Source organism: Parabacteroides sp. PF5-6 (assembly GCF_029504695.1).
Taxonomy (GTDB): Bacteria; Bacteroidota; Bacteroidia; order Bacteroidales; family Tannerellaceae; genus QVMG01.
Genome location: NZ_JAQFIN010000001.1, coordinates 317,907 through 338,058, shown reverse-complemented (window position 1 = coordinate 338,058; position 20,152 = coordinate 317,907). Strand labels below are relative to the sequence as shown.

The 20,152-nt window shown below is 48.9% G+C and carries 18 protein-coding genes and 1 other RNA gene; 11 read left to right on the top strand and 8 right to left on the bottom strand.

From position 1 onward, the window contains the following. Positions 1-85 precede the first annotated feature (85 nt). Together M2133_RS01350 and M2133_RS01345 are read right to left on the bottom strand one after the other, a co-directional pair. A complete protein-coding gene (locus tag M2133_RS01350; protein WP_277464157.1) occupies positions 86-946 on the bottom strand; it encodes an RNA polymerase sigma factor RpoD/SigA in 861 nt (286 codons plus the stop codon). A 102-nt stretch (positions 947-1,048) separates the two neighbouring features. Continuing rightward, a complete protein-coding gene (locus M2133_RS01345; protein ID WP_277464156.1) occupies positions 1,049-2,575 on the bottom strand; it encodes a Do family serine endopeptidase in 1,527 nt (508 codons plus the stop codon). A gap of 306 nt (positions 2,576-2,881) precedes the next feature. Between M2133_RS01345 and rnpB the strand changes: the two genes are divergently transcribed. Together rnpB and M2133_RS01335 are read left to right on the top strand one after the other, a co-directional pair. Then, an RNA gene (rnpB, locus tag M2133_RS01340) (RNase P RNA component class A) lies at positions 2,882-3,242 on the top strand. A gap of 103 nt (positions 3,243-3,345) precedes the next feature. Further along, a complete protein-coding gene (locus M2133_RS01335; protein WP_277464311.1) occupies positions 3,346-4,668 on the top strand; it encodes a YihY/virulence factor BrkB family protein in 1,323 nt (440 codons plus the stop codon). 86 nt (positions 4,669-4,754) lie between these two features. Here M2133_RS01335 and M2133_RS01330 read toward each other — a convergent pair whose 3' ends face one another. Both M2133_RS01330 and M2133_RS01325 read right to left on the bottom strand, forming a co-directional pair. Then, positions 4,755-5,363: a riboflavin synthase gene (locus M2133_RS01330; RefSeq protein WP_277464155.1), complete on the bottom strand. Its 609-nt coding sequence runs from the start codon at positions 5,361-5,363 to the stop codon at positions 4,755-4,757. A 102-nt stretch (positions 5,364-5,465) separates the two neighbouring features. Further along, positions 5,466-7,112, bottom strand: a complete 1,647-nt coding sequence (locus M2133_RS01325) for a diphosphate--fructose-6-phosphate 1-phosphotransferase (RefSeq protein WP_277464154.1) — start codon at positions 7,110-7,112, stop codon at positions 5,466-5,468. Positions 7,113-7,492: 380 nt separating this feature from the next. On the opposite strand from M2133_RS01325, the gene M2133_RS01320 reads away from it, so the two are divergent. The 9 genes from M2133_RS01320 (at position 7,493) to M2133_RS01280 (ending at position 15,496) form a co-directional block, all read left to right on the top strand. Then, positions 7,493-9,433 carry an ABC-F family ATP-binding cassette domain-containing protein gene (locus M2133_RS01320; RefSeq protein WP_277464153.1) on the top strand — a complete coding sequence of 647 codons (1,941 nt, stop codon included), beginning with the start codon at positions 7,493-7,495 and terminating at the stop codon, positions 9,431-9,433. Between the two features lie 75 nt (positions 9,434-9,508). Continuing rightward, positions 9,509-9,811 (top strand): nucleotidyltransferase domain-containing protein, encoded by a 303-nt coding sequence (locus M2133_RS01315; RefSeq protein WP_277464152.1) that lies wholly within the window; start codon positions 9,509-9,511, stop codon positions 9,809-9,811. After that, on the top strand, positions 9,804-10,142 hold the full coding sequence (locus M2133_RS01310) for a HepT-like ribonuclease domain-containing protein (RefSeq protein ID WP_277464151.1): 339 nt from the start codon (positions 9,804-9,806) through the stop codon (positions 10,140-10,142). Before M2133_RS01315 ends, M2133_RS01310 begins: the two co-directional genes overlap by 8 nt. Positions 10,143-10,204: 62 nt before the next feature. Next, positions 10,205-12,199, top strand: coding sequence for a glucosamine-6-phosphate deaminase (locus M2133_RS01305; RefSeq protein ID WP_277464150.1), 1,995 nt, complete (start codon positions 10,205-10,207; stop codon positions 12,197-12,199). Positions 12,200-12,285: 86 nt separating this feature from the next. Continuing rightward, positions 12,286-13,461: a DUF5009 domain-containing protein gene (locus M2133_RS01300; RefSeq protein WP_277464149.1), complete on the top strand. Its 1,176-nt coding sequence runs from the start codon at positions 12,286-12,288 to the stop codon at positions 13,459-13,461. 55 nt (positions 13,462-13,516) lie between these two features. Beyond that, the gene (locus tag M2133_RS01295) at positions 13,517-13,747 is read left to right on the top strand and encodes a hypothetical protein (protein ID WP_277464148.1); all 231 of its coding nucleotides are present in this window, start codon (positions 13,517-13,519) and stop codon (positions 13,745-13,747) included. Further along, positions 13,744-14,154: a putative toxin-antitoxin system toxin component, PIN family gene (locus M2133_RS01290; protein WP_277464147.1), complete on the top strand. Its 411-nt coding sequence runs from the start codon at positions 13,744-13,746 to the stop codon at positions 14,152-14,154. The genes M2133_RS01295 and M2133_RS01290 overlap by 4 nt, the downstream gene beginning before the upstream one ends. Further along, a complete protein-coding gene (locus M2133_RS01285; RefSeq protein ID WP_277464146.1) occupies positions 14,148-15,062 on the top strand; it encodes a transporter in 915 nt (304 codons plus the stop codon). Before M2133_RS01290 ends, M2133_RS01285 begins: the two co-directional genes overlap by 7 nt. Continuing rightward, on the top strand, positions 15,059-15,496 hold the full coding sequence (locus M2133_RS01280; RefSeq protein WP_277464145.1) for a DUF695 domain-containing protein: 438 nt from the start codon (positions 15,059-15,061) through the stop codon (positions 15,494-15,496). The genes M2133_RS01285 and M2133_RS01280 overlap by 4 nt, the downstream gene beginning before the upstream one ends. Here M2133_RS01280 and M2133_RS01275 read toward each other — a convergent pair whose 3' ends face one another. The 4 genes from M2133_RS01275 to M2133_RS01260 form a co-directional block, all read right to left on the bottom strand. After that, on the bottom strand, positions 15,497-15,907 hold the full coding sequence (locus tag M2133_RS01275) for a DUF5856 family protein (RefSeq protein WP_277464144.1): 411 nt from the start codon (positions 15,905-15,907) through the stop codon (positions 15,497-15,499). A 104-nt stretch (positions 15,908-16,011) separates the two neighbouring features. After that, a complete protein-coding gene (locus tag M2133_RS01270; RefSeq protein ID WP_277464143.1) occupies positions 16,012-17,541 on the bottom strand; it encodes a family 43 glycosylhydrolase in 1,530 nt (509 codons plus the stop codon). A 41-nt stretch (positions 17,542-17,582) separates the two neighbouring features. After that, positions 17,583-18,893 (bottom strand): threonine synthase, encoded by a 1,311-nt coding sequence (gene thrC / locus M2133_RS01265; RefSeq protein WP_277464142.1) that lies wholly within the window; start codon positions 18,891-18,893, stop codon positions 17,583-17,585. A 9-nt stretch (positions 18,894-18,902) separates the two neighbouring features. Continuing rightward, a complete protein-coding gene (locus M2133_RS01260) occupies positions 18,903-20,114 on the bottom strand; it encodes a cofactor-independent phosphoglycerate mutase (protein WP_277464141.1) in 1,212 nt (403 codons plus the stop codon). Positions 20,115-20,152 lie beyond the last annotated feature (38 nt).

Sequence of the window (20,152 nt, the reverse complement as noted above, 5' to 3'; positions counted from 1 at the left end):
AAGAAGCTTTAGCGATAAGTATCAATGAAAAAGGCTATTTCTTTCGAAATAGCCTCTTTTGTTCTCAATGTCTGTTGTAGAGATTTTATCCTAAATACGATTTCAGGAGCTTGCTACGGGTACCTTGTCTTAATCTTCTGATTGCCTTTTCTTTGATCTGGCGGACGCGCTCTCTGGTGAGGCCAAATTTGTCGCCAATCTCTTCCAATGTCATTTCTTGACAGCCAATACCGAAAAACATTTTGATTATCTCGCATTCTCTTTCGGTCAGTGTAGCAAGCGCTCTATCAATTTCTTTTGCTAAAGATTCGTTCATCAACGATCGGTCGGCGATCGGAGCATCATCGTTCACAAGCACATCCAGAAGACTGTTGTCTTCGCCTTCTACGAACGGTGCATCCACTGAGATATGACGTCCGGATACCTTCAGGGTATCGGAGATCTTATCCACCGGGATATCCAGTTCTTCTGCCAGTTCTTCGGGAGAAGGACGCCGTTCGTTTTCCTGTTCGAACTTCGAGAAGGCTTTACTGATCTTATTCAGTGAGCCCACCTGGTTCAACGGAAGACGAACAATACGTGACTGCTCGGCCAAAGCTTGCAGAATGGATTGGCGAATCCACCATACGGCATAGGAAATAAACTTGAACCCTCGCGTTTCATCGAACTTCTCTGCTGCCTTGATTAAACCAAGGTTTCCTTCATTAATTAAGTCCGGCAGACTTAACCCCTGGTTTTGGTATTGCTTTGCAACAGAAACGACGAAACGTAAGTTGGCCCGAGTCAATTTCTCCAGCGCCTTACGGTCTCCTCTTTTAATAGCCTGTGCCAATTCTACTTCTTCTTCTACCGTGATAAGATCTTCACGACCAATCTCCTGGAGATACTTATCAAGAGAAGCGCTTTCGCGATTGGTAATGGACTTTGTAATTTTAAGTTGTCTCATCCAATTGTTTAATTGAGAATAACGGGGTGCAAAGATAACATTTTTATTGGAATAATCAGCCGAACGCACCCCCGCCTCCGGCTAATTAGAATCCTTTAACAATCAGTCGGCCAAATTGATCGCGTAGTAGACCGTCCTGAATCCGGTATTGTTCCGGTTCGGATAGATCCCTTTGATAAATAAAGCCTGATCGCTGCCGCTGGTTTTCAATACCCGTTCGACAATCTTCTCTACATCGTCCAACGAAGAAACGCGTTGATCGTTTATCGATTGAATGATATAGCCTTTCGAGATCCCCACTTCTTTCATCTTCCCGTCGGTCACGCCCGTCACTTCGATACCGTAGCTTATGCCCAGCTCTTTCTTCTGCTTGTCTGATAACTCACCGAAAGCAGCCCCCAGGACTTCGGCTACATCGCCTTTGCCTTTCACTATTTCTGTATTTCCCTGCGCATTACGCAGTTCGATCGAGAAGTTCATTTCTTTCCCGTAGCGATCGACCGTTACTTTCACCTTATCGCCCGGACGGTATTTGCTGATCTGTTCCTGCAGGGCACTACTGGAGCGCACCTTGGTTCCATTGACGGCTACGATAACGTCGCCTACCTCGAGTCCGGCTTCTTTGGCCGAGCTATAAGCGGCAAACTCGGCGATATAAGCGCCTTCGGTGACCTTGAGTTTCGCTTTTTCTTCCGCTTTGATATCTTCAAAAGAAGGACTCATCATCACACCTAAGACAGCCCGTTGCACAACGCCATACTGTTTGAGGTCGCTGGCCACTTTGCCGGCAATACTGATAGGCACAGCAAAGGAATAACCGGCGAAGTTGCCTGTTTCCGAGTAGATGGCCGTATTGATTCCCACCAGTTCGCCTTTGGTATTCACCAGTGCGCCACCGCTATTTCCCGGATTCACCGCGGCATCGGTCTGGATAAACGATTCGATGCCCGCATTGCTACGGGAGATGCCTCCGCGCCCTTTGGCACTGACGATACCCGCCGTAACGGTAGACGTCAGGTTAAACGGATTCCCAATTGCCAATACCCACTCTCCGACTTTCAATTGTTCGGAGTCACCAAAAGGAATGGTTGGCAGGTCTTGCGCATCGATTTTGATCAGAGCGACATCGGTCTGCACATCGGCTCCGATGACCTTCGCCGGGAATTTCCGGTTGTCGTTCAACGTCACTTCCAGTTCATCTGCTCCGGTGATCACATGATTATTGGTAATGATATAGCCATCGACGGAAATGATCACGCCCGAGCCGGCACCCACACGGGGTTGGGGTGTACCCTGTCCGCGTCCGCCGAAACCAAAGAAGTATTCGAACGGATCGAAATACTGCCGTCCGCCGCGTTGAGAAGCATTTGTTGTTGCTTTGATATGCACCACGGCATGCACGGAGTTCTCCGCGGCTACCGTGAAATCAATATTCTCCGCTGCTACCAGATTGTAATTCGCATAATGAAAAGGCTGTTGCCGAAAGCCATACTCGCTCTCCACAGCATGAACGGATAAGCCGGCGGATAGATTCTTGTTCGTCAAATAGAAACTTGTACCCACCGCTGCACCCACACTCACAGCTACAATAGCCATCACTCCCAGTACATTCTTCCACATTTTCTTCATAAGGATCATTCTTTTAATTAAACACTTAAATTTAACAGTTTCTTTTGTAACAAAGTAAACTCAAAAATCGTGCAGATCGTTTACTTATTCCCCATTTTTTATCACTTTTAACGCCCTTTGCCCGTTCCTTAACTGGGCTTAACAGTACTTTGCGATACAAAGTACCCAGATGGAGATCAATCGACTGTCAAATAGACATGTTTCCTATCTATATAACAGTAAATAAGTCCGAATGTTTAAACCGAAAGGACAGTTTAGCTGTTTTTATCGGGAAGAGAAGTCAAATTAGATTATCTTTGCGCCTTAGCAGTTTGCCGGTCTGTCGCTCGTCCTTCGGGATGAGAGGAAAGTCCGGGCAACACAGAGCACCATACTTCCTAACGGGAAGCTGTTCGCGAGGGCAGAGTAGTGTAACAGAAAAGAACCGCCCGGCTTCGGCCGGGTAAGGGTGAAAAGGTGAGGTAAGAGCTCACCGGGTCCCGCAGCAATGCGGGATGCCGTACGCCTTATGGGTTGTAAGGTCATGTATACCGGCGCATGTAGGGTTGCTCGCCCGATGCCGGGGGGTAGACCGCTCAAGCTTACCGGTGACGGTAAGCGTAGATAAATGACAGACGCTTTCCTTTCGGGGAGAGTACAGGACCCGGCTTACAGGCAAACTGCTTTTTAAAAGAAGATAGAAGTAAGAAGCATTTATGAAAAAGAGAAAGACAAAAAAGGCGTTGAAGAAAGAGGAGAGCCCACAGGAAGGGGTTTCTTTCGTTGAGCGTATTGTCAATTTCATCACATTCATTATCCGCTTCGTTACCTACGATATGTGGCGGATCACCGGCAATGAGGTGACCGGGTTCAAACACCTGGGCATCAACACGGTCAAAAGCCTTTCTTTAGCCATCCGAAGCTTCGTCAACGAGAACCTGCAGAGCCGTGCCTCTGCCCTCACCTACAGTACACTGCTTGCTATTGTTCCTTTCCTGGCTGTATTACTTGCCATTGCGAAAGGATTTGGTTTCCAGGATATCGTGCGCCAGACCTTAGTCGATTACTTTCCCGGGCACGAACAGCAATGGGATCAGGCGTTCGAGTTTGTGGAGAGCTACCTGGCGCAAGCACAGAGCGGCATCATCGTCGGTATCGGCGTGGTGATCTTATTATATACGGTGATCAGTTTGATTTCCAACATTGAAGGGACATTCAACGACATTTGGCAAATCAACAAATCCCGTCCGTTCGCCCGGAAGATCACCGACTACCTCGCACTCTTATTAATCCTTCCGATCCTGATGGTGGCTTCGAGTGGGATGTCGATCTTTATGTCGACGCTTCAGAATTCGATCCTCAACGAGTATGTGTTCCTTACGCCCGTGGTCGATCTGTTGTTCAATGTCATTCCGTTTGTGATTGCCGCGATTGTCTTTACCGGCATCTATATCTTCCTGCCGAATACGAAAGTAAACTTCCTGCCCGGACTGATTGCCGGCTGCGTGGCGGGTGTGGCTTTCCAGTGTTTCCAGTTGTTCTATATCAGCGGACAGATCTGGGTAGGGAAATACAATGCGATCTACGGGACATTCGCCGCTATCCCTCTTTTGCTTCTGTTCGTACAGCTCTCGTGGGTGATCTGCCTCTTTGGCGGTGCGTTGGCGTATGGTATTCAGAACGTCAAGCGGTTTAACTTCGAGAACGACAGCCATAACATCAGCCGCCGCTACCGCGACTTCGTGGTGGTGACGATTACGTCGCTGATCATCAAACGTTTTATCAAAGGGGAAAAGCCTTATACCGCCGATGAGTTGTCCGAGAAGTACCATATCCCCATCCGCCTGGCCACAGGCATACTCTATCAACTCACCGAACTGCATATCCTGACCGAAGTAAAAGACGCCGACGACGAATGGGTGATCTACTACCAACCCGCCATCGATATCAACCAGATTACCGTCTCCGAGCTCTTGAAACGCTTAGACGAACAAGGCTCCGAAAGCTTTAAGATCGACCACCGTCACCGCTTCAACAAAGAATGGGAAGCGATCCTCAAAACACGGAAAGAGATATTTGAGGCGAATGGGGAAGTCTTACTGAAAGATTTCTGAACTTTGATTCTACTGATTAAATGATTTACTATGAACCTGGATGTGTTATGTTTTCAAGTTCATAGTAAATCATTTAATCAGTAGAATCAAAGTTCAGAAAACTGCATCATCTTACTCAGGTACTTCCCGACGATATCAAATTCAAGATTGACAACGGTGCCTTTCTCGATCTGGTGGAAGTTCGTGAAGTCGTGTGTATAGGGGATGATGGCTACTTCGAAGGTGTTCTGTCCGGAGTTGCAGACGGTCAGGCTGACGCCGTTGACACAGACCGAGCCTTTCTCTACCGTCATATAGCCCTGGCGCGCCATCTCTTTGTTGAACGTATATTCAAAAGAGTAATACCAACTGCCATCGGCTTCGCGCACATCGGTACAGACAGCCGTCTGATCGACATGCCCCTGCACAATATGTCCGTCCAGGCGGCCGTTCATCAACATGCTGCGTTCGAGGTTTACCTTATCCCCCACTTTCAACAGGCCCAGGTTCGAACGTTCCAACGTTTCTTTGATCGCCGTGACGGTGTACGTCTCTTTCGTCATACTGACCACCGTCAGGCATACGCCATTGTGTGCCACGCTCTGATCGATCTTCAATTCATCGACAAACGAGCATTGCATAGTCAGATGCACATTGCCCTTATCCTGCCTTACGGCGACTACCGTAGCCGCTTCTTCGATTATTCCTGAAAACATATTCTTATCGTTTAGTATTGGCTTGCAAAGATAGTGATAAATAAAAGAGATTACCCCGGTTGGGATAATCTCTTTTCCTATTAATCAAATAAAGAAACGTTCTTATTTGGCTTGTTCCAGCTCCAGGGTTTTCGTCGGCGCGTCGCAGACTTCGGTCGGGCCGAAGTATTGGATCGGACCGGCGTAGACATAACTGGTCGACAAAGCCCAGGCATCGCGTTTTTGGGCAAACGTTTTGAACGGTGCGCCGTCGAGCTTCACCAGGGCTTTCTGGATCACCGGTTTCATTTCGCCGTGACGACGTTCCATGTTCATCATCATGGTCACCGGGATACCTCCTGCGATCCATTTATCGGCCGAAGCTGTCGTGTTGCGTACGGAAGACATATATCCGGTCTTTCCGGCGGCAATCAGACAAGAAGCGGTGTAACCCAAGGAATAACAATAGTCGGCATCGTAGTTCGACGGAGCAGCGCAACGCCCTTCATAACCGAAGAAGTGGTGCAATGCCGAGAACTTACCGGTGTATTTGCCAGCTGCCTTCCATTCGGCCAGTTTCTTACCGACCATTTCAGAGAGCAGCTTTTCGGTCTCGATCAGCGATACCTGAACATTTCCGTGCGGGTCGCGATCGAGTGTCAACTGACGGGCAACGCCTTCGGGAAGGCTGGCGTAGAGCTCAGCGTTTTCTTTCGTCAATTTGCTGATGATATAGGTACGCTGTTCGCTTTTCTTGATCATCTTGAACTCGGCATCGTGCTTGGCCAGATAGTCATTCAGTTCGGCGATCAGGCGTTTCATGGCCGGGATAAACTCAACCAGTCCTTCGGGGATCAGTACCGTTCCGAAGTTATCGCCTTGTTCGGCACGTTTGGCAACGATCGAAGCGATATAGGTTACGATATCATCCAATGAAAGGTCTTTGGCTTCCACCTCTTCGGAAATGATACATACGTTGGGTTGGGTCTGCAACGCACATTCCAGAGCGATATGCGAAGCCGAGCGGCCCATGAGTTTGATGAAGTGCCAGTATTTCTGCGCGGAGTTACAATCGCGTTCGATATTGCCGATCACTTCGGAATAGACCTTACAAGCGGTGTCGAAACCGAAAGAAGTCTCGATCTGCTCGTTCTTCAGGTCACCGTCGATGGTCTTGGGGCAACCGATCACCTGCACACCGGCTCCGATCGCTTTGTAGTATTCGGCCAACACACAGGCGTTGGTATTCGAATCGTCCCCACCGATAATCACCAGTGCTTTGATATCCAATTCTTTCAGAATCTCTAATCCTTTGTCGAACTGGGCTTTCTCTTCCAGTTTCGTACGGCCCGAACCAATCATGTCGAATCCGCCGGTATTGCGGTATTCGTCGATGATATCCACCGTCAGTTCTTTATATTTATGGTCGACCAGGCCACCGGGTCCCAGGATAAAGCCATACAGACGTGAGTCTTTGTTGATCGCTTTGATGCCATCAAACAATCCGGCGATCACATTGTGCCCGCCCGGAGCCTGTCCGCCGGAAAGGATCACCCCGACATTCACTGCCGGCTGTGCCTTGGCCGCGTTATCCTTTTCAAAGGTTACGATCGGCATCCCGTAGGTGTTGGGAAACAGTTTCTTGATTTCTTCCTGGTCGGCTACCGATTGGGTGTACTCACCGTCGACGGCTTTCACCGCACCTCTCAAAGCAGCCGGCACTTTCGGCTGATAGCTTGCCCTTGCAATTTGTAATGCACTTTTTGTCATGTTATTTGAATTTGTTAGTTATAAACTACCTTTTGTTCGTTAGAAAGCATTCGATCTATTAAAAACGATGCAAAGATCGGGATTTTTTTTCAATCTGAGAAGAAGAAGTGCTACATAATCAGAAGAAAAGATGTACACACCCGGCAAACAGAAGCACTTCGGTTGATCGTTGCCCAAATCACGGAGGGGAAACCGGAAAATAAACCTTTTTTTGCTTTACGACCGGGGTGGTAAAGGTTTACTACCCCGGTCGTAAAGGTTTACCACCCCGGTCGTAAAGCTTTACTACCCCGGTGGTAAAGAAAGATATGTACGGATTCCGAATAGGCTGCCTACGTCTTTTTTTTATACCTTTGCCGGGCAAACAAGTATGACGCAGTATGGTATCAGTTGAAAAGTTAAATGTGGAGTTCGGAGGGTTTACCCTTTTTGATGAGGTTTCGTTTGTGGTCAACAAGAAAGACCGGATCGCCTTGGTGGGCAAAAACGGCGCCGGGAAATCCACGATGTTGAAGATCTTCGCCGGACAGCAATCGCCCACTTCGGGAACCGTCAGTATCCCCCGCGAACTGACCATCGGCTACCTGCCGCAACAGATGAAACTGACCGATAACCATACCGTGCGCGAGGAAGCCGAACTGGCATTCGCCCATATCCATGAGATCGAAAACGAGATGGATCGATTGAACCGGCAACTGGCCGAGCGCACCGACTACGAATCGGAAGAATATCAAAAGATCATCGATCGGGTGACGCATCAGACCGAACACTTCCAGATCATCGGCGGCAGCAATTACCAGGCGGAGCTCGAACGCACGCTGATGGGACTGGGTTTCCGGCGGGAAGACTTCGAACGGCCCACGGCAGAGTTCAGCGGCGGCTGGCGTATGCGTATCGAGCTGGCTAAACTCTTGTTGCAACGCCCCGATATTCTATTGCTCGACGAACCGACCAACCACCTCGACATCGAATCGATCCAATGGCTCGAAACCTTTATCGCCACCCGCGCCAATGCCGTGATCCTCGTCTCGCACGACCGGGCATTTATCGATAACACCACCTTCCGAACCGTCGAGATCGAACTGGGAAAGATCTACGATTACAAAGTGAAATACTCCGAATACGTGCATCTGCGCGCCGAACGCCGCGAACAGCAGCTGCGCGCCTACGAAAACCAGCAGAAGAAACTCGCCGATACGGAAGCGTTTATCGAACGGTTCCGCTACAAAGCCACCAAAGCGGTACAGGTGCAGTCACGCATCAAACAACTGGATAAGATCGACCGCATCGAGGTGGATGATATCGATCGAACCGCCCTCAGCCTGAAGTTCCCTCCCGCGCCCCGCTCGGGTTCCTATCCGGTGATAACCGAAGAGGTGGCCAAAAGCTACGGCGATCACCTGATATTCGATCACGTCACCTTTACGATCAACCGCGGCGATAAGGTGGCTTTCGTCGGCAGGAACGGCGAAGGGAAATCGACACTGGTCAAATGCATCATGAACGAGATCGATTTCACCGGTAAATTGCAGTTGGGGCATAACGTAAAAATCGGTTACTTCGCCCAGAACCAGGCCCAGCTGCTGAACGAAAACCTGACCGTATTCGAAACCATCGACTACGTCGCACAAGGCGATATCCGCACAAAGATCCGCGATATCCTCGGTGCTTTTATGTTCGGTGGCGAAGCGTCGGACAAGAAAGTCAAGGTGTTGTCGGGAGGTGAACGGAGTCGTCTGGCAATGATCCGCCTGTTGCTCGAGCCGGTCAACCTGTTGATCCTCGACGAGCCGACCAACCACCTGGATATGCGCTCGAAAGACGTATTAAAAGAAGCCTTGAAAGAGTTCGACGGCACGGTGATCGTCGTGTCGCACGACCGCGAATTCCTCGACGGGCTGGTCGACAAGGTCTACGAGTTCGGCAACCAACGCGTCGTTGAACACCTGGGCGGCATCTACAACTTCCTCGAACGCAAGAAGATGGAAAGCCTGCGCGAGCTCGAACGCAACACCGCCGCCGCACAAAACGCCAACGACACCAACGAAATCCAGCCCTCACAAAACAAGCTTTCCTACGAAGCCCGTAAAGAACTGAGCCGCGCCATCAAGAAAGCGGAAAAAGCCATCGAAGCCTCCGAAAAGCAAATCGCCGAACTGGAAACCGCCATCGCCGCCATAGAAACCCAACTGGCCACCCCCCAAGGCGCCGCCAACCCCACCCTCTACACCGAATACTCCACCCTAAAAACCCAACTCTCCCAAGTCATGGATCAGTGGACCGAACAAACAATGGAATTGGAGGAACTGGGAAAGGAATAGTATGGTTTTAACGGATTAGATTTGGTCACTCCTAAACAAATAGTTATATTTGTATATGTATAGAAGGAATCAAAGATGAAGAACCTTATTAACAACCAGCTCAAAGAGATCGATCCCTTGTGCCGACAGCATAAGGTCAAGCAGCTGTTTGTTTTCGGCTCCGTACTTACCGATCAGTTCAATGAGAATAGCGACATCGACCTGATCGTGAGCTTTGACAAAGAGGAAATCGACGATTACTTTGACAATTACTTTGATTTCAAATATTCACTGGAGAATATCTTCAAACGGAAAGTTGACCTACTGGAAGAGCAAACCATCAAGAACCCCTACCTAAAGCAAAATATCGACGAGACTAAAACCCTGATCTATGGATAAGACCGTCAAAAAGCATCTCAATGATATCCTGATGGCGATTGACGAAGTTGAAAGCTACTTCGAAGGGGGGCAGAAGTTGTATGTAAACTTCTCCACAGACCTCAAATTGCGACGTGCCGTAGAACGTGATATCGAAATCATTGGCGAGGCTACAAACAGAATACTCAAAACAGACAAAGAAATATCCATCACTAATGCGCGAAAGATCGTAGACGCGCGAAACTGGATCATTCATGGATACGACAGCTTGTCGGTAGATATACTTTGGAGTATTGTTGTCAATCATTTGCCGAGACTAAGAGAAGAAGTGGTTGATTTGTTAGCGCAATGATTATTTGTTACGCAGGCTTTTCTTATCTTTGTAGCTTAACTAAGATACTAAATAAAAAAAACATGAGAACAAACCTTAGTTCGCAGATTACTCTCACGCGAATACCCACAAGGTATTATCATCCGGAGAATGCGTTTGAGCATTCCGTGTTGACCCGGTTGGAGAAAATCCCTACCGATATTTATGAGTCCTCCGACAAAGGCTCTTTGGCGATTGCGCAGGAAGTGGCCACCCAGATCCGTAAGAAACAGGAAACGGGAGAATACTTCGTCTTAGCATTGCCCGGCGGACGCTCGCCGGAAACCGTTTACAAAGAGCTGATTCGTATGCACAAAGAGGAACAACTGAGCTTCCGCAAGGTGATCATCTTTGTGGAGTATGAGTTCTATCCCTTGCAAAATGCCTCGGCAGGAAATGTGCAGCGCCTGAAAACGGAATTACTGGATCATATCGATATCGATCCGGCAAATATCTACGCACCCGACGGCATGATGCCCAAAGACGAGATCATCAAATTCTGTGAAGCGTACGATGCGAAGATCAACGAAGTGGGCGGTATCGACTATATGCTGATGGGCGTTGGTCATACGAGCAATATCATGTTCAACGCCGCCGGCACATCGACCAGCACGCGTACACGCCTGGTCTATCTCGAAGGGGCTGCCCGCAAAGAGGCGTCGCGCACCTTCGCTTCCATCGAAAGTGTGCCGGCCGGTGTGATCACCATGGGTATCTCGACAATGATGAATGCCAAACACGTGATCCTCATGGCCTGGGGCGAAGACAAAGCGGGTATCATCGCCAAGACGGTAGAAGACAAAGTGTCCGATCAGGTACCTTCTTCTTATCTGCAAAACCATCCGGCCGCCAAAGCGGTGATCGACCTTTCCGCGGCGTACGACCTGACGCGCATCAGCCATCCCTGGCTGGTGACGAGCTGCGAATGGGACAATAAACTGATCCGCCGCGCCATCGCCTGGCTGTGTCAGTTGACCGGTAAGCCGATCCTCAAATTGACAAACAAAGACTATAGCGAACACGGACTGGGTGAGCTCTTGGCTGTGTTCGGTTCGGCCTACAATGTGAACATTAAGATATTCAATGATATCCAACATACCATCACCGGATGGCCGGGAGGCAAGCCGAACGCCGACGATTCCAACCGTCCGGAACGCGCCAATCCCTATCCGAAGAAGGTGATTATCTTCAGCCCGCATCCCGATGATGATGTGATCTCGATGGGCGGTACCTTCCGCCGGTTGTGCGATCAGAAGCACGATGTGTATGTGGCGTATGAGACCTCCGGCAATATTGCCGTAGGCGATGAAGAGGTGATCCGCTACTGCGAGTACCTGCGCGACGTATGCGATAAGTATTCGCCCAACGACACGGCAGTGAAAGACAAAGCAGAAGAGATCATCCAATACCTGCGGTACGATAAAAAGATCGATAACGACCAGCCCGAACGTGCGGATGTGCTCTTTATGAAAGGGACGATCCGTCGGGAAGAGGCACGTCACGGCGCCCGCTATTCGGGCATTACCAACGACGATCATATCCGCTTCCTCGACCTGCCGTTCTACGAAACCGGCCTGGTGAAGAAGAAACCGCTCTCGGAAGCCGATATCCGGATTATCCTCGACCTATTGGAAGAGGTGAAACCCGATCAGATGTTTGTCGCCGGCGACCTGGCCGACCCGCATGGCACACATAAGGTTTGTCTGGACGCCATCCTGGCCGCCATCGATATCGTCAAAGACGAAGAATGGATGAAGAACTGCCGCGTCTGGATGTATCGCGGCGCCTGGGCCGAATGGGAAATGGACCATATCGAGATGGCCGTACCGATCAGCCCCGAAGAACTGCGGTTGAAACGTAACGCGGTCCTCAAGCACCAGTCACAAATGGAGAGCGCTCCGTTCCTGGGCGACGACGAACGTTTGTTCTGGCAACGCGCCGAAGACCGCAACCGGGCAACGGCCGAACTGTATAAAAACCTGGGACTGGCTGCCTACGAAGCCATCGAAGCGTTCGTGCAGTACATCCCCATCCGGTAAATCAGTTGAAAGTTGAAAGTGAAAAGTTGAAAGTGATCACTCTCAACTCTTCGCTTTCAACTTTCAACTTTTAACTTTCAACTTTTATGAGAACCACTACAAGTCGCATCGAAGCCCTGGACATATTCCGGGCACTCACCATGTTTTTTATGTTATTCGTGAACGATATCCCGGGATTGAAGAATATCCCGCACTGGCTACTTCATGCCCAACGGAATGAAGATATGCTGGGCTTCTCGGACACGATCTTCCCCGGATTCCTCTTCGCCATGGGCATGGCTATCCCTTTTGCTATTGAAAACCGGATCAGGAAAGGGGATACACTTCCTCGGATTGCCTGGCATGTTCTTTCACGAACAATCGCCCTACTTATTATGGGGCTTTTTACCGTCAATCTGGAATCGTTGGATCCATCAGCAACAGGAATATCCTGGATCCTCTTTTCATCTATCATGGTAATTGCATTCTTCCTGGTCTGGAGCGTATATCCGAAAGCGACGGACGGGAAGAAGTATCTTTTTACAGGAATGAAAATAGTAGGCGTTTTATTGCTCGTTTACCTGTTCTCCATCTACGAAGGTCAAGACGGCAGTGCGTTCTCTCCGAAATGGTGGGGCATTCTGGGGCTTATCGGATGGACTTATCTGGTTTGTACTTTTATCTATTTGTTTACACGAAACAGTATTGTTTACAATTCAATAGCCTGGGGGATATTAATACTTTGCTCGGTTCTCTCAGCTTCGGGAGTTTTTGATGGCTGGGCTTTTGTCGGTTATATACCCAGTGAAGCCACCTTACATGGATTTGGTATGGCAGGAGTTTGCGCATCGCTTATCATGCAGAAATATGCAAATAAACAAAGTCCGAAACCTTTTATGATAATTATGTCTTGTATTGGAGCAGTTCTGTTAGTGGCTGCGATTATTGCGCATCAGTATTGGATTATCTCTAAGTTACAAGGGACGCCAACCTGGTTATTCTATTGTTGTGCCATATTCTTCCCCTTATTTGCTTGTATCTATTGGCTGACAGACGTGAAGGGGAAAAGCCATTGGTTCACGATTATTAAGCCTGCGGGAACCATCACGCTTACCTGTTACATCATACCTTATGTGTGGAGCATACGGGCAATCGCAGGTCCTCATCATCCGGCTCTATTGAATAGCGGCATCCCCGGACTAATCACTTCGCTGATATACTCTCTGATCGTCATCGCCCTGGCCTGGCTATTGATGAAGATGAAGATAAGATTGAAGATATAGTATTGCATATTCTTCAATTAATCGTAACTTTGTGTAGTACTAGTATATTACGCGAATGAAGCATACAAATTTAAATCCTGTCCAACAGCATTTGCTAACGATGTTTGCTTTTGATGGTTCGGAAGAAAGACTGGAGGAGGTAAAAGAAGTATTGACTCAATATTTTTCAGATAAACTAAACCAGTCTTTAGATCAGCTGTGGGACTCGGGGGTGCTGAACCAGGAGAAGTTGGACGAGCTGCGTGGAAAACACCTCCGAACGGAAATCGGAATGGGATCAAGATGAGTCGGATTGTTTTAGACACAAACAGCTTAATCCAAAGTCTTCCACCCAGAAGCAAATATCACAGAATATGGGAAAGCTTTTTGGATGGGACGAATCAGTTATGTATCTCCGTCGAAATCCTCAATGAGTATGAAGAGATACTGGAACGTTTAGCCGGCATACAAGTAGCCAAACTAACCATCGAATTGATTATCAACAATCCCCATACTTTATTCTTCAGTCCACATTTTCATTTCGAACTGATCGAAGCCGATCCGGATGACAATAAGTTTGTCGATTGTGCTATTGTTGCCAATGCCAAGTTTATAGTGACGGAGGATAAACACTTTAATATACTGAAACAATACTCTTTCCCCAAAGTCGACATCATCGGATTAGATGACTTTCTAAGCTTTTTGTTATGCTGAAATTTCTGAAGGACTGGATGCTTCCGTTGGCGATGGTTGCGGGCACGCTTACTTATCCGTGGATAAGCCGGTTGATCTTTCTGACGCCTTACCTGATCTTCGCCATGCTACTACTGACCTTCTGCAAACTGTCTCCACGGGATATACATATTCATAAGGCACATGTTTGGCTACTGTTGATTCAGTTGGTCGGATCAGTTGTGGTGTATGGCATGCTTTACTCTATTCATCCGGTCGTTGCCCAGGGGGCTTTGATCTGTGTACTGGCTCCAACGGCTACGGCTGCAGCGGTCATCACCGGGATGTTGGGGGGAAGTGTTCCGTTCCTAACCAGTTACCTATTGTTATGTAATATCGGCGTGGCGATTGTCGCCCCGGCTCTCTTTCCTTTGATCGAGCCCCATTCGGGCGTCACGTTTCTTTCGGCTTTTATCTATATCTGCAAACAGGTCGGACCGATACTGATCCTGCCGCTTTTATTGGCTTGGATCATCCGGCGGTATACTCCCGTGATCCATCAAAAGCTATTGAGTCTGAATGGTGCTACCTTTTATATCTGGGCTTTTTCCTTGACACTGGTCACGGGCACAACCGTCAACTTCCTGGTCGAACAGGAAGATCCGAACTACGTCGTGGAGATCAGTATGGCTGTTGTCGCCCTGGTGATCTGCGTCATTCAGTTTCTACTGGGCAGACGGATCGGCAGGACATACGGCGATCCGATCTCTTCCGGCCAGGGATTGGGACAAAAAAATACCATCCTGGCGATATGGATGGCACAGACCTACCTCAACCCCATTTCATCGGTTGCCCCGGCGGCCTATGTACTCTGGCAAAACATTATCAACTCCTACCAGTTATGGCTGAAGGGGAAACGAGACAGAAAAACATTAAATACTACAATATGAGACTAAGCAACGTCTGGTTCACTGCCTTATCGGAAGATGAACAGGGAAATATGATTACCGTATACGGTCGGGATGAATTGAATGAATTTGTTCAATCGGGAAAGTTTAAAGAACGCGTGGAGATCACCTGGAAATACGAAGCCGACGACAAAGGAATGCCTTCGGATGAAGTGGCGGAATTGATGGAGAAAGTAGAGGAAACGCTCCGCAAAGCGATGGAAAAAGATAAGTTATCGATCCTTTCCAGCGTCTATACCGGCGGAGGCGAGAAGATCTGGGTGTATTACACCCGTACCACCCGCGTCTTCGGCGAACGGCTGAACGATACTTTAGCCTCCTTCGACCTTCTTCCGATCTCGATCTATACCGAGGTAGACCCCGAATGGGAAGAATACCTCGATATGTACGAGATGAAGGAATGGGCGGTGGATTGACTACGACAGTCTCTTCAAGCGATAAAGCAACTGTTGCATGGCTTCCTGCAGGTCGTCCATCAAACCGGCGGAGAAATCTTCCGTAAAGAGATGGCGGCGATCCTGTACGTGATCGTAGAAGCCTTCGATATGTTTAATGATATGCTGAGGCGATTTGGTTTGCGGAACAAGAATATCCATATCACCCACCAACGCATACGACGTTTCCGCTACCGCATCCAATGTTTCAGTCAACGATTCAACTGCCTGGTCCAAAGCCATGTGTTGGGCGTAGCTTGCCGGTCCGGTCACATGCCAGTGGAACAACTTCAAACTTACATTGAACGAGAAGATCTCACCGATAAACTGGGCTAACTCTTTGTTCTGATTACTCACTTGACTTACACTCTGTTTTTTTACTTTTGTTTCCATAATTCTCTTTTTGTTTTTAATTGTTTTGTTGTAACTACTCTATAAACAGCTCCACTTGCGGAAAGGTTTAAAGAAAAAGAGAATCAGGAGATAGACAGAATCTATCAGTATTTCATACTGAAGCCTTTGAATTCCGCCGGCTCATCGAACGCACCGATATGGATAAGTCCCGGACGGGCCACCCGGTCCCAACGCACCAGGTAACTGTAATCGGTCGCTTCCTGCAGCCCGATCCATTCCTTTCCGTCAAGGCTATAAAAAAATGAACAGTAACAACCTTTCGTTACTTCGATTCGCAGATAAGGACTTGCTTCCGGAAGTTCTTTTTCAGAAACTATCGCTTCCTTTCCATCACGTATTGCTTTCACGATCAATTGGTTTCCCATAACACCCAAAGCCACCAGGTTCTTATCATCACCATACATCGTCAACCCCTTGAAGCTCGCATTGGTGTTATCGACTTTCGTCTCATAGGTATAATTCGGTTTCAAAGGACGAATACAACATACTGTGCCGAAGTCATTCCCTTCTTTCGGCTGTCCACTCAATTGCAGGATACCGTTCCCACTCTTCACGGCGATATCCGAATACACAAAGTTCCAACTCCAGGCAAGAGAGAGTCCCGTACGCTTGAAATCCTCGATAAAGTCGGCAACCGGCTGTTGTTCGGTTTGTGCGAAAGGAACAGTCTGACGGATACTGGCGACATTACCTGTGGTAAACTGGATCCAATCCGCTTCATCAAAAACCATTTCCTGCAAAATACCCTGGCGTCCGTTGTAGAAACCTTCACCCGCCAGGTAACCATGACAGAGGTAGAACATCCGATCATCAGGACTGTTCACCACCGTTCCGTGACCACAGGAGATAAAGTCCGTACCGTCGCCATAAAGGATCGGATTCCCTTCGTACTTCTCATAAGGACCTTTCAAGTCTTTCGAACGGGCGACATACACCTGATAGTCGCTGCGCGGTCCGCAACAACTTTTGACCGAGTAGATCATATAGTAGTAATCCCCATGTTTCATCCAATGTTGTCCTTCCATACCGATCCGTTCCTCATCGCGCATCAACGAGAAAGGTTCGCCTTCCATGCGCAGACCATCCGCCGAAAGCTTCGAAGCAATCAGTTCGATCGGACGATCATCCAGGCCATACGCTTTCCAACTGATATACAACTCGCCATTATCTTCAAGGATAAACGCATCGATCGCTTCTGTCCCCCACTCCACGGTCAAGCCATGATCGGTATACGGTCCTTCCGGACGATCGGCCGTAGCCACACCGATATAAGAAACACCCGCTTGGTTGCGTGCCGTGTAATAGACATATACCTTATTCTTATGGAAATACAGTTCCGGCGCCCAGAACGAACCGGTTGTCCATTCGGGATGCTGGGCGAAGACATGGCTGGTCTGCTCCCAGTTCACCAGGTCTTTCGAAACATAGATCGGATAATGCGGCGCCCATTCAGAGGAAGTGCCCGTCGCATAATAGGTATCCCCCAGGCGGATCACGGTCGGATCAGCAAAGTCTCCCGGAATAACCGGGTTGTTGAATTCCTTCTTCGGTGCTTCTGTCGAAGCACACGCAAACAAGAAAGGAATACAAAGAAGCAAAAACAGATTCTTCATATACAGTAGAGTTTTAATGGCCGCGTTATCCGTGGCTCTAATTATTTCGTCAGCAAATATAGTTTAAAAGATTGAAAATCTTTATCTAAGCTTAAACTTTGCTTCTCTCCTTTCATAAAGGCTTGTAGCTTGCCGGGGATCTCGATATCAGCGCCTAAGATCTGATCGACCGTATCTTTGAACTTTGCCGGATGGGCAGTTTCCAGGAACACGCCAACCTCCCCTTCCTGCAGGCTATTCTCAAGGGCTTGGTATCCGCAAGCGCCATGTGGATCCAATAGGTAGTTTTCTTTCTCATAGACCCGTTTGATCGTCGCGGCAATCTCTTCATCGGTAAAACGATAGCCGGAGATCAATGCAGTGATGCGTTGATGCGTCTCCTGATCCGCTCCGTACAGATCCAGGATCCGGGCAAAGTTACTCGGATCGCCCACATCCATGGCGTTGGCAATCGTTGCCACAGAAGGACGCGGCGTATAGACACCCGTACTCAGGTACTCCAGGAATACATCGTTGCGGTTGTTCGCCGCGATAAAACGTTTGATCGGCAGTCCCATGCGATGGGCAAACAATCCGGCGGTGATATTGCCGAAGTTACCACTCGGCACACAAACGACCAAGTCCTGTGCCTTCCCGATCCGGTCCAATTGCGCGTAGGCATTGAAATAGTAGAACGACTGCGGAAGGAAACGCGCCACATTGATCGAGTTGGCCGAAGTCAACATCATGTGCCGGTTCAGTTCTTCATCCATAAAAGCTGCTTTCACCAGACGCTGGCAATCATCAAAGGTGCCGTCGATCTCCAATGCGGTGATATTCTGTCCCAGGGTGGTAAACTGACATTCCTGGATCGGGCTCACCTTCCCTTTCGGATAGAGCACATACACATGGATACCTTCCACACCCAGAAAACCATTCGCCACCGCACTGCCCGTATCGCCGGAGGTGGCTACCAACACATTGACCTGCTTCAGGCCTTGCTTCCGGATAAAGTAGCCCAACAGACGCGCCATAAAACGGCCGCCGACATCCTTAAACGCCAAAGTCGGCCCATGGAAAAGCTCCAGGCTATAGATCTTCTCCGTCACAGAAACCACCGGTGTTTCAAACGAAAGCGTATCCTTTACGATCTGATCCAAGGTATCCGGTTCGATATCTTCGCCAAAGAATGCACGTGCCACGATGCAGGCAATCTCATGGAAAGACCGGTTCTTCAGGTCGGCAATCACCTCCGGAGCAATCGGCACGATGCGTTCGGGCATATAAAGCCCTTTATCTCCGGCTAAGCCTTTCACAACCGCCTCTTCCAGGGAGGCTGGGGCGGTTTGTTTGTTTGTGCTGTAATATTTCATATTTGTATATTAGTTCTTATCTAAAAGCAACCGAATAAACGAATCCCCTTCCAACACCCCATATTTTCCTTCTTTGACCGCGTCTTCATCGTAATGGGAAACTGCGTCCGGTATGATTCCCGGTCGATAGATCAGGAAAGGAACGGGTTGATTGGTATGCGTTCGGATGGCACAGGGCGTCGGGTGGTCCGGCAGTACTGCGATGGTTACCGGTTCGTCCCATTGTTTTACTTCTTCGTAAATAATCCGGATAGCCCGGTGGTCTAAGGCCTCGATGGTTTTCACCTTCAGTTTCACATCGCCTTCATGGCCGGCTTCGTCGCTGGCTTCGATATGCAGGTAAACGAAGTTGTTCGTCTTCAAGGCTTCTATCGCAGCACGCGCTTTCCCTTCATAATTCGTATCATACAGGCCTGTTGCCCCTTCGACCGGAATATTCTGCAGTCCGGCATATACCCCAATGCCCCGGATCAAGTCGACCGCCGAGATCACACTTCCCCTTTCAAAACCATACAATTCCTGCATCGTCTGCATCGCCGGACGATAACCCGGCGACCAGGGCCAGATGCTATTCGCCGGATCTTTGCCTTCCGCCAACCGTCGGCGGTTGATCGGATGATCTTTCAGAAGTTCCTGGGATTGAAGAATCAAGGTATTCAACAGATCGGCCGTTTCTTCGGCTTCCGCTGTCTTCGCCTTGACCAATAAGGGGCGAAACGGATGGAGCGGCACATCGTGAGGCGGTGTACAGTCTACGTCTTTGTTTCCGTTCCGGATCACCAACAGATGCCGATAAGACACGCCGGTATGGAACCGGACCCGGTCGGAACCCAACTTTTCCTCCAGAAAGCGGATCAGTTCGTCCGCCTCTTCCGTGGAGATATGCCCGGCGGAATGGTTCTTCAGGATACTGCCTTTCACACAAATCAGATTGCAACGCATTGCCATCTCATCCGGCGCCAGGTCGACACCGATACTGGCAGCTTCCAGGACTCCTCGTCCTTCGTACACCTGAGATAAGTCGTAACCTAATACAGCAAGGTTGGCGACTTCACTTCCCGGATGAAACCCATCCGGTACGGTTTTCATTCGCCCGGTCACCCCCATAGACGCAAGTTTGTCCATATAAGGTGTGTTGGCGAATTGCAGGGGAGTCTTATAACCCAAAGCCTCGATGGGCTCGTCGGCCATACCGTCCCCAAGAATTATAATTGTTTTCATATCATGTATCTATTGACATGCCCGGATTCCTACAAACA

Excerpts from the sequence above, each read along its gene's own strand:
- M2133_RS01350 (WP_277464157.1), bottom strand. The coding sequence starts at position 946 with ATGAGACAACTTAAAATTACAAAGTCCATTACCAATCGCGAAAGCGCT.
- M2133_RS01345 (WP_277464156.1), bottom strand. The coding sequence starts at position 2,575 with ATGAAGAAAATGTGGAAGAATGTACTGGGAGTGATGGCTATTGTAGCT.
- M2133_RS01330 (WP_277464155.1), bottom strand. The coding sequence starts at position 5,363 with ATGTTTTCAGGAATAATCGAAGAAGCGGCTACGGTAGTCGCCGTAAGG.
- M2133_RS01325 (WP_277464154.1), bottom strand. The coding sequence starts at position 7,112 with ATGACAAAAAGTGCATTACAAATTGCAAGGGCAAGCTATCAGCCGAAA.
- M2133_RS01320 (WP_277464153.1), top strand. The coding sequence starts at position 7,493 with ATGGTATCAGTTGAAAAGTTAAATGTGGAGTTCGGAGGGTTTACCCTT.
- M2133_RS01315 (WP_277464152.1), top strand. The coding sequence starts at position 9,509 with ATGAAGAACCTTATTAACAACCAGCTCAAAGAGATCGATCCCTTGTGC.
- M2133_RS01310 (WP_277464151.1), top strand. The coding sequence starts at position 9,804 with ATGGATAAGACCGTCAAAAAGCATCTCAATGATATCCTGATGGCGATT.
- M2133_RS01305 (WP_277464150.1), top strand. The coding sequence starts at position 10,205 with ATGAGAACAAACCTTAGTTCGCAGATTACTCTCACGCGAATACCCACA.
- M2133_RS01300 (WP_277464149.1), top strand. The coding sequence starts at position 12,286 with ATGAGAACCACTACAAGTCGCATCGAAGCCCTGGACATATTCCGGGCA.
- M2133_RS01295 (WP_277464148.1), top strand. The coding sequence starts at position 13,517 with ATGAAGCATACAAATTTAAATCCTGTCCAACAGCATTTGCTAACGATG.
- M2133_RS01290 (WP_277464147.1), top strand. The coding sequence starts at position 13,744 with ATGAGTCGGATTGTTTTAGACACAAACAGCTTAATCCAAAGTCTTCCA.
- M2133_RS01285 (WP_277464146.1), top strand. The coding sequence starts at position 14,148 with ATGCTGAAATTTCTGAAGGACTGGATGCTTCCGTTGGCGATGGTTGCG.
- M2133_RS01280 (WP_277464145.1), top strand. The coding sequence starts at position 15,059 with ATGAGACTAAGCAACGTCTGGTTCACTGCCTTATCGGAAGATGAACAG.
- M2133_RS01275 (WP_277464144.1), bottom strand. The coding sequence starts at position 15,907 with ATGGAAACAAAAGTAAAAAAACAGAGTGTAAGTCAAGTGAGTAATCAG.
- M2133_RS01270 (WP_277464143.1), bottom strand. The coding sequence starts at position 17,541 with ATGAAGAATCTGTTTTTGCTTCTTTGTATTCCTTTCTTGTTTGCGTGT.
- thrC (WP_277464142.1), bottom strand. The coding sequence starts at position 18,893 with ATGAAATATTACAGCACAAACAAACAAACCGCCCCAGCCTCCCTGGAA.
- M2133_RS01260 (WP_277464141.1), bottom strand. The coding sequence starts at position 20,114 with ATGAAAACAATTATAATTCTTGGGGACGGTATGGCCGACGAGCCCATC.